Source organism: Ferrimicrobium sp., from assembly GCF_027364955.1.
In the GTDB taxonomy this organism is placed as follows: domain Bacteria; phylum Actinomycetota; class Acidimicrobiia; order Acidimicrobiales; family Acidimicrobiaceae; genus Ferrimicrobium.
This window is the reverse complement of sequence record NZ_DAHXOI010000014.1, coordinates 1-16,987: the sequence shown is the minus strand read 5'-3', so window position 1 is coordinate 16,987 and position 16,987 is coordinate 1. Positions and strand designations below refer to the sequence as shown.

16 protein-coding genes are annotated in these 16,987 nt (G+C 57.1%); 1 reads left to right on the top strand and 15 read right to left on the bottom strand.

Annotated features, from left to right (window positions below; translation table 11 throughout):
• Positions 1-55: 55 nt before the first annotated feature.
• From M7Q83_RS09745 to M7Q83_RS09710, 8 genes are all read right to left on the bottom strand, one after another.
• On the bottom strand, positions 56-643 hold the full coding sequence (locus M7Q83_RS09745; RefSeq protein ID WP_298338118.1) for a glycerol-3-phosphate responsive antiterminator: 588 nt from the start codon (positions 641-643) through the stop codon (positions 56-58).
• Positions 643-1,818, bottom strand: a complete 1,176-nt coding sequence (locus tag M7Q83_RS09740) for a heterodisulfide reductase-related iron-sulfur binding cluster (RefSeq protein ID WP_298338027.1) — start codon at positions 1,816-1,818, stop codon at positions 643-645. Before M7Q83_RS09740 ends, M7Q83_RS09745 begins: the two co-directional genes overlap by 1 nt.
• The gene (locus M7Q83_RS09735) at positions 1,815-2,942 is read right to left on the bottom strand and encodes a hypothetical protein (protein ID WP_298338025.1); all 1,128 of its coding nucleotides are present in this window, start codon (positions 2,940-2,942) and stop codon (positions 1,815-1,817) included. The genes M7Q83_RS09740 and M7Q83_RS09735 overlap by 4 nt, the downstream gene beginning before the upstream one ends.
• Positions 2,939-4,402, bottom strand: coding sequence for an FAD-dependent oxidoreductase (locus M7Q83_RS09730; protein WP_298338023.1), 1,464 nt, complete (start codon positions 4,400-4,402; stop codon positions 2,939-2,941). The genes M7Q83_RS09735 and M7Q83_RS09730 overlap by 4 nt, the downstream gene beginning before the upstream one ends.
• A gap of 235 nt (positions 4,403-4,637) precedes the next feature.
• Entirely contained in the window at positions 4,638-5,453 is an 816-nt protein-coding gene (locus M7Q83_RS09725) for an aspartyl/asparaginyl beta-hydroxylase domain-containing protein (protein WP_298338021.1), read from the bottom strand.
• Between the two features lie 473 nt (positions 5,454-5,926).
• Positions 5,927-6,352, bottom strand: a complete 426-nt coding sequence (locus M7Q83_RS09720; RefSeq protein ID WP_298338019.1) for a hypothetical protein — start codon at positions 6,350-6,352, stop codon at positions 5,927-5,929.
• Positions 6,353-6,428: 76 nt separating this feature from the next.
• Positions 6,429-7,427, bottom strand: a complete 999-nt coding sequence (locus M7Q83_RS09715) for an aldo/keto reductase (protein ID WP_298338017.1) — start codon at positions 7,425-7,427, stop codon at positions 6,429-6,431.
• A gap of 158 nt (positions 7,428-7,585) precedes the next feature.
• A complete protein-coding gene (locus M7Q83_RS09710) occupies positions 7,586-8,068 on the bottom strand; it encodes a hypothetical protein (protein ID WP_298338014.1) in 483 nt (160 codons plus the stop codon).
• 372 nt (positions 8,069-8,440) lie between these two features.
• Between M7Q83_RS09710 and M7Q83_RS14290 the strand changes: the two genes are divergently transcribed.
• On the top strand, positions 8,441-8,704 hold the full coding sequence (locus M7Q83_RS14290; RefSeq protein ID WP_366526397.1) for a hypothetical protein: 264 nt from the start codon (positions 8,441-8,443) through the stop codon (positions 8,702-8,704).
• Between the two features lie 108 nt (positions 8,705-8,812).
• On the opposite strand, the gene M7Q83_RS09700 is transcribed toward M7Q83_RS14290, so the two are convergent.
• The 7 genes from M7Q83_RS09700 to M7Q83_RS09670 form a co-directional block, all read right to left on the bottom strand.
• On the bottom strand, positions 8,813-9,469 hold the full coding sequence (locus M7Q83_RS09700; RefSeq protein ID WP_298338010.1) for a hypothetical protein: 657 nt from the start codon (positions 9,467-9,469) through the stop codon (positions 8,813-8,815).
• Positions 9,470-10,546 (bottom strand): hypothetical protein, encoded by a 1,077-nt coding sequence (locus M7Q83_RS09695; protein ID WP_298338008.1) that lies wholly within the window; start codon positions 10,544-10,546, stop codon positions 9,470-9,472.
• Positions 10,534-11,145 (bottom strand): RNA polymerase sigma factor, encoded by a 612-nt coding sequence (locus M7Q83_RS09690; RefSeq protein ID WP_298338006.1) that lies wholly within the window; start codon positions 11,143-11,145, stop codon positions 10,534-10,536. Before M7Q83_RS09690 ends, M7Q83_RS09695 begins: the two co-directional genes overlap by 13 nt.
• A 505-nt stretch (positions 11,146-11,650) precedes the next feature.
• On the bottom strand, positions 11,651-12,934 hold the full coding sequence (locus M7Q83_RS09685) for an HlyD family efflux transporter periplasmic adaptor subunit (protein WP_298338004.1): 1,284 nt from the start codon (positions 12,932-12,934) through the stop codon (positions 11,651-11,653).
• A gap of 759 nt (positions 12,935-13,693) precedes the next feature.
• Positions 13,694-14,932 (bottom strand): ABC transporter permease, encoded by a 1,239-nt coding sequence (locus M7Q83_RS09680; RefSeq protein WP_298338002.1) that lies wholly within the window; start codon positions 14,930-14,932, stop codon positions 13,694-13,696.
• Entirely contained in the window at positions 14,929-15,627 is a 699-nt protein-coding gene (locus M7Q83_RS09675) for an ABC transporter ATP-binding protein (protein WP_298338000.1), read from the bottom strand. The genes M7Q83_RS09680 and M7Q83_RS09675 overlap by 4 nt, the downstream gene beginning before the upstream one ends.
• Positions 15,617-16,723, bottom strand: a complete 1,107-nt coding sequence (locus M7Q83_RS09670) for a biotin/lipoyl-binding protein (RefSeq protein WP_298337998.1) — start codon at positions 16,721-16,723, stop codon at positions 15,617-15,619. The genes M7Q83_RS09675 and M7Q83_RS09670 overlap by 11 nt, the downstream gene beginning before the upstream one ends.
• Positions 16,724-16,987: the final 264 nt, after the last annotated feature.

Genomic DNA, 16,987 nt, shown 5'->3' with positions numbered 1-16,987 from the left:
CTACGTCTGCCCATCCACTCCATTAGCCGGTCCACTCATGAGCCATGGCCCCGGTCTAACTCAGCTCCTGGACTTGGCTCAACAACAGCCCAGAGCTTGTCGATACACCAAGGGCGCCAGCCTTCAGTGCAGCCCGTACCTGATCGAGATGGGTGATCAGGCCACCTGCGATGAGAGGGACATCGATACTATCGGCCACCTGGGTAATCTGTTCTGGCAACACGCCAGGCAGTACCTCGACCGCATCCGGTTTGGTTCTGGCGACGTTGCGTAGTCCCGATTCAACAGAGGAGCTATCGAGGAGAAAGATACGCTCAATCGTCAACAGTCCCACCTTCTTCGCCGCGTTCACCGTCGACGGATGGGTGGTGATGATGCCGGCTGGATGACCGAAGCTTGCGAGAAGACGTATGCCTTCACTGTCGTTGGTGATCCCGTGCAGCATGTCTACATGGATAAAGACCGCAAAGCCACGGTCACCGAGTAACTTCGAGGCGCCCAACACCTCACCGGCACTCCCACCAAGCAAGAAGACCCAGCTCGGTGCCGTATCGGCTAACATCGCCAAAACGTCTGCTGGTTCTCGCGCCGCGAAGATTACCTTGGGAATCTCGTCCGCTTGTATCGCCCCACTGCCCGGCATCACTGCTTCACCGCCTGGCGCTGGAGCTGAGCATGGAGCCAACGAGCAGGATGGAGAGTCTCGGACCCTGTGAGCTCCTGGAGATGGATCGCGCAGGTGCCACTATCGGTGAGGATGACACCCGGTGCACCCATTACCTCTCTCGCATGTCCGCCCAGAGCTCGTGCCACCTTCGTGTGCTCAGCTTTGAAGGCATACGAACCAGCGGCGCCACAACAGCTGATCGCGAGGATCTCTGGCTCGTGGTCGCTGGCACGCTCCATCAGAGCAAAGAGCGACCCCTCGCCACGGGCAACCTTTGACCGACAGGTTGCGTGCGTGTAGATCACTTCGTCGATAGATCCTCGCCGCAACTGCTCAAAAAAGCCAGGACTCGCCTTGTCGAGCACAAAATCCACAAAGGGAACGATCGGCGTGGAGAGATGCAATCCAAAATACCGTGGCCACTCCACGCGCAGCGTGTCGTCACAGGTAGCATTTAAGGTCACGACAGCTTCCAATCCCACAGACACCCTCCGGATTGCACGATGCGTCCGACGAGCGCTGCGCTCGGCCTCTCCGAGCAGACCCGATGCATAGGCAGCTGCGCCACAGCAATGGCTCGCAGCAGGCAGAGCCACCGTCGCATAGCCGAGCTCTCCAAGGACGGCACTGGCGGCGGCGAAGGTCTCTGAGTCGAATCCTCGGGTAAAACAATCCACGAAGATCCCAACCTGGGGCAGGGGCGAAGCCTGTTGTCGACGGACACGATACCGATGGCGATTGGTGCGCTGGATGGGCGAGGGGACCGGCCACTGCGTCGATGCACTGATGCCAAGCGGTATGCCGAGTTGCTTTGGGACCTTTACGAGGGAAGGAGCCATCGCCAACCACTGGGGATGGGTCAAGAGATAGTCACGCAGCGCAAGCCGCCGCGATTCGGATGCGACGTGTTTGTGCTCTGCGATGAGATGGGCGATCGGCACATCCACGGGACAAGCGTTTTCGCAGAGCTGGCAGAAGGTGCAGTCGCTCACGTGCTCCATGGCCTTGACCTCTCCGGCCTGATGGCGTCGATACCAGTCAGGACCAAGTGCCTTTGGACCAGGGAACTGTGTATCGACCCGATAGACAGGACAGGCGGTGACGCAGAGGGAGCATTTGATGCAGGCATCCTCGTATTCGAATCGCTTCACTGATCAATCTCCTCACTGAGCGCAAGTGCCGCGCGCACCGTCGCAAGCAGCATCGCTCCTCCGTTATGGTCCCGATTAGGATTCCATACACCGATTGCTCTCCCAACGGCAAGCACTCGCCCGCCTCCGAGGCAGTCAACATCCTGGTGGCCAAGCTCATTCAGCGCCTCGAGTCGGTCCATCCTACCTATTTCCCTATTAACCAGCTCGTCGACGATCGCGCCATCGACGGTCACACGCATGCCACCACCCAGCACCCCACCATGGGCTAGCAAGAGAAGGTCCGCCGCAAAACATCTCCCATCGGCCATGACAGCGCGCGGTGTGGGCAGAATCTCTTGCACTCTACCACTCAGGAACCGGACTCCTTGACGTCGCAACTGACGCTCCCAGCGATCCTTGATCCTGATACCGCCAACGCTCGGCGATAGCAGCGGGAACTCGCCCACGCTACGGCCACATACATCCGACAGCCGCGCTAACAGGCTGGTCGTGCGCTCCAACCCGACGATCTGGGGCAGCACTACTGGAATGTCTGCCGGTGCACTCTTCAGTACGGCCTGCAAACTCCTCAACAGCCAATCGGCACCCGCATCACTATCGAGGTACACGGCAAATCGAATAGCCCCCCAACTCGCATCCCAACTCGGGGGTCGAGACAGACGTACGTCAAAGGCATCCTTGCCGCTCTTTCGCCGGTAGGTAGCTACTTGTGCTCCGACGATCGAGTCTGCGAGACCATCAACCCCCACAAAGACCAGCGACTCTGGCTCTGTTGACGCGTATTGCCAATCTGGCGTTGCAAAGGTTGGACGAAGGTTGCCGGTCGCCGTGACGGTATGCGCAATCGCTTCGCGTTGGGGCAATCGAAGCGTGACTCCAAAGGATCGATAAAGTGCCACGAGTTCATCAAAGGACTGCAACCACTCCGTCAACGAACGCTGAATCGGAAAACTCCGAAACGAATCGGCATCTCTGCCAAAGCTAAAATCGCCCGGCCACATCGCAAGAGAACCGTCCGCCTCGGCAAGAACGCTCACCTGATACCCCCGCTGAACAAGATAACTGGCGCTCAGCAGTCCAGCCGGACCCCGACCTACGACGAGAGCGGTCTTGGGGGTCATAGCTCCTCCCCGAGACATTGGGCCGCAATCGACTGCTCCAGCGCTATCAACCGTGCGTTTGCTCCCCAACCAACTGCGTCAAGACCGTGCTCGCGCTCGCGGCGCAGCGTGTTGAGCTCTTTGGCAAAGTTCTCCTCCGATCCTCTTCCCAAGACCCGATGCGCACAGAACGTGCCCTGGCAAGGCCCCATAGCGAACCAAGTACCAAAGCGTCGTTGCATGGCTGAGCGTGCTGTCTGTGCAATATCTGCCTCGTAGACTTGTTCACATTCGCACAGTAGCGCACCGCGATCACCGACGGCGACCGTTGCGGGCGGTGGGGCCTTGGTGTCGATCGCTATCTCGCGACTCCGGCTTGGGGAGTCGATATTGAGGGTCGTAGCGAGCTGGTTGCCAAGCGCCTCCCCCATCAAGCGAAAAGTGGTCCACTTGCCACCCAGTACAGAGAAGGCTCCAAGCAGGCCATCTCGTTCACTATGATCGAGCACCGCAAAATCCCGTGATACCGTCCGCGAGTCTCCGGCGATACCCGAGGGTTCATACAGCGGCCGTACACCGTTAAAACCACGCAATACTCTCCAGGAACCAAGATCTGGAATAAGCTCAGATCCAAGCTCCATCAGCCTGACGGCCTCACTTCGCAGTGGTTGGGGAGCCTCCGGCGACGGCTGGGCAACATCCGTAGTGCCGAGAATCACCACTTCCTGGTGGGGGACGAAGATGTCACCATCGCTAGGAGATTTCAGCCGATTGACAACCTTATCGAGTCGCCGGTTCGCAAAAATCAACATCAATCCATACGATGGCTGAACTCTGATATCGAGTCCCCAATCACGCGCCACAAAACCTGCCCACGGACCGGCGGTATTGACGACCGCATCGCAATCGATGACCCGAGTGCCTCCTGACCGCTCCTCCACCGCAACACCATTGACGCGATCACCCTGAAGACGTAACCCGGTCGCCTTCGTGTGCTCGAAGAGCTTCGACCCGCGCGCCTGGATCGCTTGCACCAACATCGCGAGCATCTTGAATCCCTCGAGCACACCATCAGGCACCCAGTACGACCGCTCAATCTGTTCGGTCAACATCCCCATCTCCGCCCGAAGGTCACCAACTGACACTGGATGCACCGGTACGCCTAACTTCTCAGCTTGACCCAACCAATTACTCTCAAAGACATCGTCGTCACCGTACTTTTTGACAAAGTAACCTCCGGTCGTAACCACGGCCTCGCTGGCGATGTCACGCAACAACATGTTCTCCTGGTAACACTCCTTGGCTGCCGATGGGTCCGTGACCAGATAACGGCCGCCGCTATGGAGAAGGCCATGGAACCGCCCGGAGGTCCCAGCACCAATCTCCTGCGCCTCCAGGACAATCACCTCAATCCCACGCAGGGTGAGATCCCATGCAACGCCGAGCCCCGTGGCCCCCGCTCCGATGACGATTACCCTCATATCCGTTCCCTCCAACCTCCGCGATGCCTAGCAACACCGTGCCCTAAATCCACAGTGCCCAAATCCACAGTGCCCAAAAAACGACAAGCCCGACAGCAGATGCTGTCGGGCTCTCATTCATCAAACGCCACGTCTAGCAGTCAACAACGACTGCCTGCCATCCTAGACCTGGCACACCGAACTGTCAAGACTCTGTATCAAGCGACCACAAACCTAGCGTGACTTGCGACCGATGCTATTGTCGGATGCTTCCCTCGAAACGTCGCTCCCATGCCTCATGTCGCTTCTTTGCGTCGCGAAGAAATGGTGACAGGGCGATCGCCTTTAACAACGCATCGTTGACCACCTTGGCAGCTCCCGACATGGGTCGGACGATGTCCAGGAACAGCACTGCTCGCAGTTCGGTTGTATCGTTCCAGGCGCTGTGTTGATAGCCATCATCAAAAAGTAAACTCTTCCCCTCTTCCCAGTGACGAGTCTCACCGCCAACTTCGATACCACAGAGCTCCGCCGGTTCTGGGATTCTCAGCCCGAGATGGTAGCGCAACACACCTCGATACGGCCCACGATGAGGGGGGAGGTGCTTGCCCGGACTCAGTATCGAGTAGAAGGCGGTCGTGAGACCCGGAACCTGTTCGAGGAGAGCTGCCGTCTTTGGGCAACGCTCCCAGTTCGCCTGCGACCGATAACCGTACCCCATGAAGAAGACGGTCTTCCATTGATCATCATCAGAGATCGAGGCGACATCACGAGAGATCTCTTGAAAGTTCGGCAGGTCATCTCTGCGGTCTAACATCATATCGAGCTCTTCGCGTATATCTTTCCACCCATCCTCCAGGGTCTTCGTCCAGGGAAAAATCTCTGGATCCATGAAGGGGGTCGTGGGGACGATAGAGGATTGCAGCAACCATCCCTCAAGTCCAAAGATGGCAGCCTCGCCACCATTGAGCGCTGCCTCGCGAAGATCCTCACGCACCCCGCGTAGATCCTTCATCGCCGATCGAAGATTGTCGCGCGCCTCATCCAGGGCCACTTGCCAGGTCTTAGTCATGCTCTGCTCCTCTCCTCTTATATTGCTCTTTTACTCTTTTGCTCTTTTGCTCCATTGCGCTATTGCGCTGCCATTGCGTGCTTGTTGTCAAGATGACCGTACCTCCAGTTTAGTGAACCAAGGTTCCCCGATGAACCTTCGCCAACGACTACTCGCTTTGCGAAGAGCGTTCACAGCGGGCGACGATTTACACCACTCCTGAGCCGTGCCAACTCTGCGAGCATACGACCACACACCTCTGCTCACTTACAAGTCGTCACTACCTGCTCGCATCTGGAACGACGCACGACCTGACGCCCCAATGATAAACATCACCAGGGGTCATCGATGTTGCTTCGACTATGCAACGTCCAGGCTGCTACGAAACGATGCAGAAGGAGAAGAGGCAAAGGACCGACACGGAAGGATCAGCACCTAGTGATCCCGTTGTCCTAGAACGCATTAATCCAGGTGGCAGTGTCCGTACGCAACACTCACTGCCAGGTGTCGGCCAAGATCAGTCGCGCCCGATCTCTCATCTGACGACGTGAACGTACACCCCACGCTGCGACGAGCAAGTAGCCTACGCCAAAGAGGATCAGGATGCTATCTGGCTTCATCAGGTACTCGCCAGCGAGGAGCACAAGAACGGTCCCATAAATCGCTGTCGGGTCCCACTGACTTACCGTCGCTTGGGCGACCTCCCGGACGACCCCGGCGAGCTCTGGATCGTCGGGGAGGGTGCCCGCTCGAAGATGAGCATAAGCCACCCGTTGGCGCTCCCGATCTGGCAACGCAGATCGGAGGATCATCAGACCGGTCGGCTGCCGCCGCTTGCGCCACACCACAAAGCTCACCACCAGGCCTGCGATCGCCGCGAGAACCAACACAAGTCCCACAACTTTACCTATTTCGCCCATCGTTACCTCCGCACCGCGTTTGAGGGCATTCTAGTCCAGCCTGGCCTCAGCGCTAAAACCTTGATCCAACTCGATCTCAGACCAATGACGGCCCGGCCAGATACTGTTCAGTCAGTGCTTTCAACTCTGCATCTACTGCATCCGAGAGATGATACTCCAATGCCGCCATAGAATCAGTCAGTTGCTCGACCTTTGAGGCACCAATGATCGGTGACGTGATCCCCTTTTGGCGCATAACCCAGGCAACAGAGAGTGTGACGAGGCTGACGTCTTCGCGTGCCGCTATGGCCTGGAGCTTTTCTACCGTGGCGAACATCTCCTCGTGCCAGTATCGCTCTCGGTAAAGTTCGCTCGCTGGCGTCGAGTTAAAGCGTGTCCCCTCCGTCGGCGCATCGATAGACCGGTGCTTCCCTGAGAGGAGTCCACCGGCGATCGGATTGTAGGGAATGACGCCGATCCCGTCCTCGACCGCCAGCTCCACAAGGTCGCGCTCGATGATACGATACAGCAAGTTGTACCGGGGTTGGACCGAAGAGAATCTCGCAAGGCCCCTGCCCTCGGCCACTGCATTTGCTTTCGCCAGCCGAAATGCAGGGAAGTTCGAACAACCTACATAGCGAACTTTGCCGAGACGCACCAGGTCATCTAGGGCTCCGAGTGACTCTTCGATTGGCGTCTCTGGGTCGTAGCGGTGCAACTGATAGAGATCGAGGTAATCAGTGCCGAGTCGCTTTAACGATGCATCCACCGCATCAAAGATATGCTTGCGCGAGTTGCCCTGATGGAAAGGCTCCTTCGCCATTGCTCCAAAACACTTTGTCGCCAGGATCACCTTATCGCGCTTCCCTTTGAGCCAACGTCCGACGATCTCTTCTGTGGTTCCCGCCAAACGCACTCCGCCACCGAGCGGGTAGACATCCGCAGTATCAATGAAATAGATACCACCTTCGAAGGCTCGATCCAAAATCTTGATGGCCTCCTCCTCGTCACTTTGCAGGCCAAACGTCATCGTCCCAAGGCATAGCCTGGAGACCTTCAACCCTGTCGCACCTAGTCGAATCGTTTCGTCACTCACCACAATCTCCTCTTCGTTTGCACACACAACCTCACTAAAACCCTACTGGCGACAAGCGTCTCCTGCGTATCCCCATCATCAGCGGCGCGAGCAACCCCGCAATGCCACCATCGGGGACCGCCATCCCCCCTCGGAACCTCAAGGAGCTGGTCTCGATATCAAGGCTTGAATACCATGAGGTAGATCAATACCAGCATCAGCACAAAGGCAACATCGTTATAGAGACGGCTCCGGGTATCCCAAAGCAGATCTCGCAACTGTTGCGATACCTCTACCGGGCCCAGTTCAGTCGCTAGCAATCTTGCTCGCTTTGGTATCGCGCCCCCCAAACCCCCCAAGACAACGACGCCGACATAGGTCACGATGGCGGCGACCACCCACCCAGACCCAAAGCCATAGTGACCGACCCAAACGAGGAGCAAGCCAAATGCACCAGCCACCAGCGCACCGATCGCGACCAACAACACGCCGATACGTGCGAGAGAGAGAATGCTTGCGACCCCCGATGCCATTGTGGCGTGGCGCGCTCTTACCAACACAAGGCCCGCGAGCACGACCCCAGCAAAGAAGGTCATCGCGCCGAGGATATGTACTAGTAGGAGTGTATGATACAGCAGGGTATGTCGACTACTCGTGAACACTTCGCGGCTCCTTCTTCGACTACACGGTACCTTGGAGATCTCCCAAAACGTTCATCATCCGCTGGAGCCATTGGATGCTTGTTAGTTCTGCGCTCAGAGCGCTTCGACCGCATTTGTCGCGCTTCTTGAGATCGGCTCTGGTTCAGAATAAGGACACCGTGTACTCGATGTCTAAGTCCGGCTCATCAGGACAGAATCAGAGTCGGTCTCACTCTCGCTCAAGCAACTGTTGCCCCAACTCACAACCTTCCAAGCACTGGAGCCACTAGCGCACACTCAGGAACTTCGGCCACAGCAGCACTGACGGGGGTTTTGGAAGGTGGTGACCGAGAGCCCTTGGCGAGTGTCAATTGCCAATAGGAAAGGGCGCTCGTGCAACCCTTGCACGATCCGTTACGTCAGTCCTTGTCGAGTCGGACAGCACCCCTACGACCGAACGAGGCGTCAGCGTTCAGGCAGCCTGAACCTGTTCTCCGCGGTCGGTTGTGCTGGTCCTATCGGCTGCTTCGCTATCGTCAATGGCTAAATGATACCGACGGCTATTGGGGAAGAAGCACACGGCGAGCAACCCTAGAGTCACTAGAGACACGACAAACGCGGCTGCGGTCGGCAGGAAGGCTCCCAGTCCAGCCGTGAGGGCTACCACATATGCTCCATAACACCCGACGGCTGCTAGGATCGTCAAGCTTTGCTCACCGATTTTTTGCAACCCACTTTCCTCCTTGCTAGTTACCATTTGTATCCTCATGCTCTCCCTTCCGGTGTGCGATGCCTTGCGTTACCAGGGAAGCTGGATGAGCCATCCTGGTGACACGAACGGACCCGTCTTGTGGCATGACGGTTCACCCACCCCCGGATCAGGCGACTCACGACATAGGTCACGAGCACGACTCCGATCAGAGCCAGTGCGCTCAGATCAGATCCTTTAGAGCGCGATTCCAAAGCAGGCACGAAATCGGTAACGATCAATCCATAAGTGGAGCCAGCAACGACAAGGGTTGCCACGACCATGGAGATCCGGTTAAGATTCCGCAGCTTGTGTACGGCCGAAGCGCCGAACAGAACAACGGGCTCACCCCGATCGACCAGAGCGAGGTATCGCTTCGTGCGAGGCAGCTGTGACCACCCGAGGAGTGCATCGCGAGACCGATCGAGCTCTGGAAAAAGGTTCCGCAGGACAACCACTGCAAGTAGGGTACCGCCAAAAGCGCACCATATGATTGCTATGATGCCCAGGACAGGGGAGTGTAGGTGCTTGTGGGCCACGATCGTATAGAGCTCAACCCCACCAAACAACACGCCGCTTGGAACCAGAAAAGCCAATCCGACCAGACTTTTGCAACTGCCTGGCTCGAGTGCATCCGCTACGTCCTCCCTGTGGGAGTCATTCCTATCGCTCATCTAACCCTCCACAGCTTGCACGAGCTTGGTGAGGCTGCTCTCAAAGGTCACCCGTGCAGTCGACGGCGCCGTGACGGTAACTGGTACGTTGTACGCACTAAAGTTCAACGTGTCGATGGTGTAGAACTGGTAACCGCTGACCGTGAAGGGGACGGTTACCACCTCCCGTAGCAGTTGGCCGTGCCGGTTAATCCATAGCGCAACCGGGGCATCCTTCCCCAGAAGCTGCATCTCCGAACGCAGGGTGGACGGAATCTCACCAGCGTCGGCCTTCAAAATTGCTCCTATCTTCACCCGGGCCTGATAACGCGTCACCACCTGACCGTCGATATTGGCCGACTGCGAGGTCGTCACCACTCCACTCTGAGCAAAGCGCCGAAGCAAGGTAACCGGGCCTGCATGGATCGGGTTTTGCACGCCAAGCGTTGCCGGAGGACCCGAAGAACTCACTCGATATCCAAAATATGTCGCCGTTCTCAGTGCTGTTGGGCTCGGTGCCACGCGTCGTACATAGAGCACGCGATGGGCGAGGATAAGTTCCACCGCTGTCTTCCCCTGTGGCGTCGCCGACGTCGTCAACGCACGTTCAGCCACTCCCGATGGACCATTCTCGACTCCGGTTACTACCCCGGTCGTGGTAATCGTCTCCGGAGTCGACCCAGCTTCAATCTGTTCGGTAGTCTGAAAATGTAGGGATCGCACAGCGAGAAGACGATGGTAAGCAAGCTCTATCACCCCAACACCGCCGAGAGCAGTACCTCCTTGTTGCTGGGTGTGGCTCAACGCAAACCCGGCCACCCCTCCGACTACCAGGAGTAACGCCACAACACTGGTAAGCACCTTGTTTCGATACAACCCCCTAGTGCGGCGCTGCTGCTGTCCTGCTAATGGATCCATGCCATCCTTGCTGGAGCTGGCAAGATTTGCTGAGCTGATAGGCGCCATAGAAGCCAGCGTGTTTCCCTCGGAACCCATCTGAGTCTTGGACGAACCAAGCGCCACGACTCGATCCCTCAGGCCCCTGGAGGCCACACTTCGATCCGCATGAAAACCGCGCAACAGGTCTAATTCGTCCATCCATCCTCCTTCAACGTCGAAGTGCGCCCATCCTCTATCGTCCCCGACGGACCCCCATCTCGCATCAGTTCCTCGCGTAACCGTGCGCGGACCCGCGAGAGGCGTGAACGAACCGTACCCGCTGGCAACGCCAAAGCCTGGGCGATCTCGCCGGGACTCAGCTCCTCCCAGGCATACAGCAACAGCACCAGCCGATCTTCATCATTGAGCCCTAAAAGCGCGCGGGCGATCGTGGCATCAAGCTCAAGGTAACCATCGCTTGGGTCTTCTGGACGGGTGTCCGTCATGGCCATGCCTCCCAGCCTCGCCTCGCGTGCCAGACGGGCCTGCTCGTCCCTCCAATGATGCCGCAAGACGTTGGCCGCGATACCGAAGACCCACGGTCGGAGAGCACCGCGTTCAGAGCTATAGCTTGGCAAACGCGAGAACACCACGGCGAAGGTTTCAACGGTGAGGTCATCGCACACATCTGGACCAACGCGACGTCGATAAAACCGATAGATCGGATCTAATAGCGAACGGACCACGATTTCATACCTGAGATCTTCCCCAGTCACTCCGTCATCGCTCTCGATCCCCTTCGCATGCCGCAACCCCATACTAGATACTTTCCCGACGACACCTCATCTGTTGCACGAGATGGGAACAAACCCTCAGGCACTCCACACCTCCCAAATTTTCCCAAGGTCGTCATCGAGGGCTAGGCCTGGGAAAAACTTACCGACACGTAGTGCCAAGAGAAGGTAGCGTCCTTGACGTGCTGGTGAGAGGCCCATCAATCTTGGCAGAGGCGTCACCTACCCACAACAAAAGCATGCCAAGGAAAAGATGTCGGAGAGACATGAGGTCAAAATGCACAAAGACCAACGAATGACGCATCGTTCCAGTGGGCCGCTCGAGTGAACTCCTGTATCTCGCGCCTCGATGCCGTTGGCGCCGACCAGCTGTCCGAACAGCTACCTGATGTAGCGGTGCTTATCATAGCTATTTGCACCCACAGGCACGGTCTGATGTACGCAGCGACCACGCGCGATGCCGTGATGACCACGCATCCACCAGGTCTTCGGGCCTGCTACCAGCATCCGTTTCTTTGATAGAGTCGATTCACAATCTGGGAACTTTACGTCTGGCGCCACCTTGGCCAAATGCTTTGCCAAAGCCACCGATTGGTTTCACCGGGACAGGTAATGGCCGATCCAAGGAAGCCAACACCACCGGTACCCCGTCGCTAAGACCTCCAAGAATAGACGTATAGTCGGCGCCTACGATACCGACTCTCACGGTATCGGAAACTATGCCTTTCGGGTTATCCACGAGCACCGTTGGGTGTCCACCCTTGTAGAAGATCGCCGATGTAGGCACGGCTAATACATCAGCGCTGTGCGCAATATCAATGGTCACAAGTGCCTGCGCTCCGTCAAATACTGGCAGTGTCAAATGATTGACTGAAACGGCAACGGAGACAGTGGTAGCCCCTGTCGCTTGATTCGTGGTCGGAGTGGTTCCAATGGATGTGACTTGACCACTTGTTGCATGGCGACTTCCTAGAGGAAGGATGCTCGCCTGGTCACCGTCATGAAGTTGATGTGCGGTAGCGATGGCAATGGGAACAACTGCCTCTGACCTACTCGGTTGAATTACGGTGATCGCGGTAGAGGTAGATTGGGCACGGACCACCTGACCAACAGCGAGTGACAGTGTGGCTACCGTACCCGCTATGGGCGATACGAATGTACTCGATTGGACCTGCAAGGCGGACGAGAGGGCACTCTGATCGGCTGTCACGATAGCTTGATCAGCTGCGATGATAGCACTTGAGGTGCTGGTTGCCTCTGGGCTAGGAGCGCTAGCATCCGATGTCTTGGCGCTTAACTGAGAGGACAACCTACTCAGTTCCGTGTTGAGGGATCCACAAGCAGCCGAATGAGTCGTTGGACATAGCTCCAAAAGCGTCTTACGGATGGCGCTAACATCGGATTGCAGGGCGCTCAAACTGCTAGTGGAACTCTTTAGTGTCGGGACTGAGGTGGGCTGCTCGGCCTGGGCTAGTGCAGCTTCGGCCTGGGCTAGTGCGGACGCATCGGTGATCCTTGCCCGAGATGCCTGTGCAGATGGCGAGACCGTGGCTAACGTCTCGCCAGCTGTCACTCTCTGACCGACCCGAACTGCAATCGAAGCGATGGTTCCGCTCATCGGGGGAGGAACCACGGCCTGAGCGGTTGGCGCTAGCGCACCAACCGCACTAATCGTTGCAGTAACCGCCTCTGGTTTCGCGTAGGCGAGTTGGTAGGCCGGTGGTGCAGGGCGGGAGATGAAAACAACCGTCGCTCCGCCAACCACTACGACGACGGCCACGACCTTCAGAAGGCGGCGGAAGTTATTACGCACCGGTATTCCCTGACAACAAAGACGTCCCACCCCCGACCATCCTGCAGGATCCGTTAGTCGGCAAAGAGATACCGATGCGACGCGCAGTTACCACCCCAATGGAGCTAGTAGACCCCTCGACAACCACGCATCGGCCGACGAAGAGATCGCTGCTCGTGGCGCTCTGGTGAGCGATGACAGAAGTCGTTGCTCTGAGTGGGAGGGTGAGAGTCTGGGAAGTGGAACCTGAGGTTACCGACAAGGTGATAGATGTCGATGATACTCGGGTAATTCTTCCCCGTAGAAGGTGGCGTCTCTTAGCGCCTTTACGCGCATGTGTTCCATGGTGTTTTGTTGTGCCTGCACTCGCCGGTAAACCAGCACAACTGGTAGCGTTCGTCTCGACCATTATCGAGCGAACCACCGGGACACGAGAACCACGCGGAGTGTGTTCGATAGCTACTACGCACGATCCGACCGTAAGTGAAGCTGGCGAAATCGTGGTAGTCTGCGTGAATTTGGTCGCAGAAGTCCATCCAACCGTCGTTTCACCGGTAGCAGTTCCTTGAACCTGCATGTTCGAGGCTGATGGTGACACAGCAGCAATGGTCCCGCTTGCAGCAATCCTTGGTGGATGCTTTGTAGGAGTAGAAGAGGTCTTGGAGGATGCAGTGGAGCTTGTGCTCGAAGTCGCGGACCCACAGGCTGCGAGCATCGCACCACCTGCTAGCACACTGGCCATCACACGAATACGTCGATTCAAACTGTTTTCCCTTCTCGTTATTCAGACCGCAGCGCGTCAATCGGAGAGAGCTGTGCAGCGCGAGCTGCTGGATAGACACCGAACAGGAGACTGATGATCAACGCCACCGCAACGGCAGCGACCGTAACAATCGGAGGGATAATGACCGGATTCGAGATGACCGACGGCAGTACTAACTGCCCAAGTAAACCCAGTGCAGCTCCAACAAGACCTCCGGACACTCCGAGGACCGAAGCCTCAACCAAGAACTGACGACGAATATCGCTAGGCTTTGCTCCTAGTGCCTTGCGAAGGCCTATCTCTCTCGTTCGTTCGGTCACAGAGACCAGCATGATATTCATGACGCCGATCCCGCCAACCAGCAGTGACACCGTCGCTATCCCAGCGAGAAGTGCCGTCAATGTGGCCGATATCGAGGTTGCTGCGCTAAAGAGGGATTGTTCTGCGGTGATGGTAAAGTCAGCGTTTGCTGGGTTGGTAACTCCATGGAGCATCATGAGTTCGTGGTCCGCCTCCTGATAGGCAGCCGACAGCGTCGATGAACTGGTGGCCTGCAAGAGAATCGACTGGACCGAATCGTTGGCAGCGGTCCCAAACAAAGAACCTTGCGCGGTAGAGATCGGCACAATAGCTAGGTCATCTTGGTTCGATGTCGCCGATGTTCCAGAACCAACAGGTGCCAACACGCCGATCACGGTCATCGGCAGCGGACCAACATCAACTACTCTACCAATCGGGTTAGCTGAGCTGAAGAGTTCTTGGGCGGTTAGCGCTCCAAGCACCACAACGTCGGCGTTTGACGCTTCGTCCTGTGCGTTGATAAATCTGCCGATCTCGACCGATCGAGACCGAATGGTCAGCCACGACGGAGTGGTTCCATCCACTGTTGTTGGCCAGTCAATCGCCCCATTCGTTAATGTCTCGTGTTGGCTTACGAGTGGAGCAACCGCAACAACCGCCGGGGCCACGACACGAGACGACAGGGCAGCAGCATCTGCCATCGTTAGCGTGGATGCACTTCCGAGGCCTCGGCGCACACCGGGAGCAGCAGAGGTACTTCCGGGGGCAACGGTAAGAAGGTTACTTCCGAGTGAGGCAATCTTGGAGCTGACCTTGGCCTGTGCACCCTCGCCAAGGCCAACCGTCATCATCACCGCAGCTATGCCGATCACGATACCGAGCACGGTCAAGAGGGAGCGCAGACGGTTCCACTGGATCGCCTCGAGTGCGCTTCGTACGAGTTGGCCCCAGGTCATGAGACTTCCTGCAATTGACCATCGCGAATATGAAGCGCACGAGAAGCTCTGGCGGCAACGCTAGCATCGTGGGTGATAACAACCAACGTGCGCCCAAGCTGGTTGAGTTCCTCGAAAATTCCGAGGATCTCCTCAGCGCTATGGGAGTCAAGATTCCCTGTCGGCTCATCAGCTAGAATAATGCTAGGATCCCCAACGAGCGCGCGGGCGATGGCGACACGCTGCTGTTGTCCGCCTGAGAGCTCCATTGGGCGATGATTCAGATGGTTTCCGAGCCCTACACGTTCAAGAAGCGCCGCTGCACGCTCTCGTCGCTCCTTCCTTGGTACTCCGGCATAGAGGAGCGGGAGCTCGACATTGCGCAGAGCGGTCATGGTCCGCAACAGGTTGAATTGTTGAAAAACAAAGCCTATGCGACGATTACGTATCTCAGCGAGCTGGGCTTGGCTGAGATCGCGGACTAGTTCTCCTGCAATACTCAGGTCGCCTGAGGTGGGAACGTCAAGGCATCCAATGAGATGCATGAGGGTCGACTTCCCAGAACCCGACGGTCCAGTTATCGCGATATACTCCTTGGCAACTACCGTAAAACTGACACCACGGAGAGCCTCGACAAAGAGATGTCCAAGTTGGTATCGTTTTCCTATATTCTCAAGGACTAACAGATCCCGACCAGCATTTTGATCAGATTCCACCAATGCCACCTCCGCCCTTACCGCCGCGCTTGCCACCTCCGGCTCTGCCGCCAGGCACCCCTAGCGACTTCGCAAATGAGGGGATTCTCTCGAGGATTCGGGCACCTACAGAGAGACCGTGCAACACAATAACGTTGGCGCCAATAACCGACCCCAACGTGACAGAGGTAGGCACCTTGGTTGTACCTGTCTCAACAATGACATAAGGATGCGATGTGAGCGAGTGTACAGCTAAAACGGGAATCTCAATCACGTTCGCCTGCACCCGGGTAGTTAAAGAGAGATTCGCAGGGAGACCCGTATAGAGTCCCGACGGCGAACCGGTTATCGCGACAGTTACCGGGAAGGACGCGACTCCACCAGATACATTCGCGACGAGGCCGACAGACAAAACGGTCCCATATACGCTTGTAGTCGAACCCTGCGGAGTAATGATCGCCTGCTCGCCAATGGTGACGCCAGCAATGCTTGCGTCACTGACTGCCGCCTCGACTACCCATGAATTCGAACTTATGATGGTAATCCCCGGGGCAGCACCTGCAGCATTTACAGTACCTGATACCTGTAGGCCAGGAGTAAGGGTAACTGCCACTACCGTTCCCGCTACCGGAGCTCTTAACGTAGCGTCCCCCAGGTTTGCCTGGGCAATAGAGAGAGCAAGGTTTGCTGCACTGACAGCAGCGTTATCAGCGTTGACGGTGATCGCGATCGCCCCTCCAGCCTCATCGGTACTCAACTTGGCCTGGGCACTTGCTAATTGTGCCTGAGCCTGAGCTACGGCAGCGGCGAGCGGCGCAGTCTCCAGGGTCGCCAGTTCCTGGCCAACGCTCACCGATTGTCCAATCGCTACACTTACCGTATTGACGGTGCCGGAAGTCGCAAAGGTAGCTGTGCGCTCAGTTGCCGGTTCAATAGTTCCTGATGCAGGTATTGCCTGGGACGCCGTACCATCGGTAACGGTTATCACCCGCTCAGTTCGTGCTAACCGGCCCCGCGACGCTGGCGAGGATGCAGCACGGACAACATATCCGACCCCAAATACCGCCAAAAGGACGACTCCACGTAGCGCTAGACCAGCAAACCTTCCTCTATTCACAACACACAAACAACATGACTTTGACCGGAAACACTCTCACACGAAGCAACAGTAGGGCCATAAACCTCAATGAAAGTAAAGCCCTTGTTAGCGAATCGTTAGGAGCTGCCAATCACCCAACAAAAAACCCACGACCTCACGACGACTCCCCTGAATTTTCCCAACGAACCCACAACAGCAGGTCGAGCCCGGAGGGTCCAAGCCTTGGCAGGGGACAAAACAGAACAACCCCCCTCGCAAGGAGGGGGGTTGTTGAAACGAGCG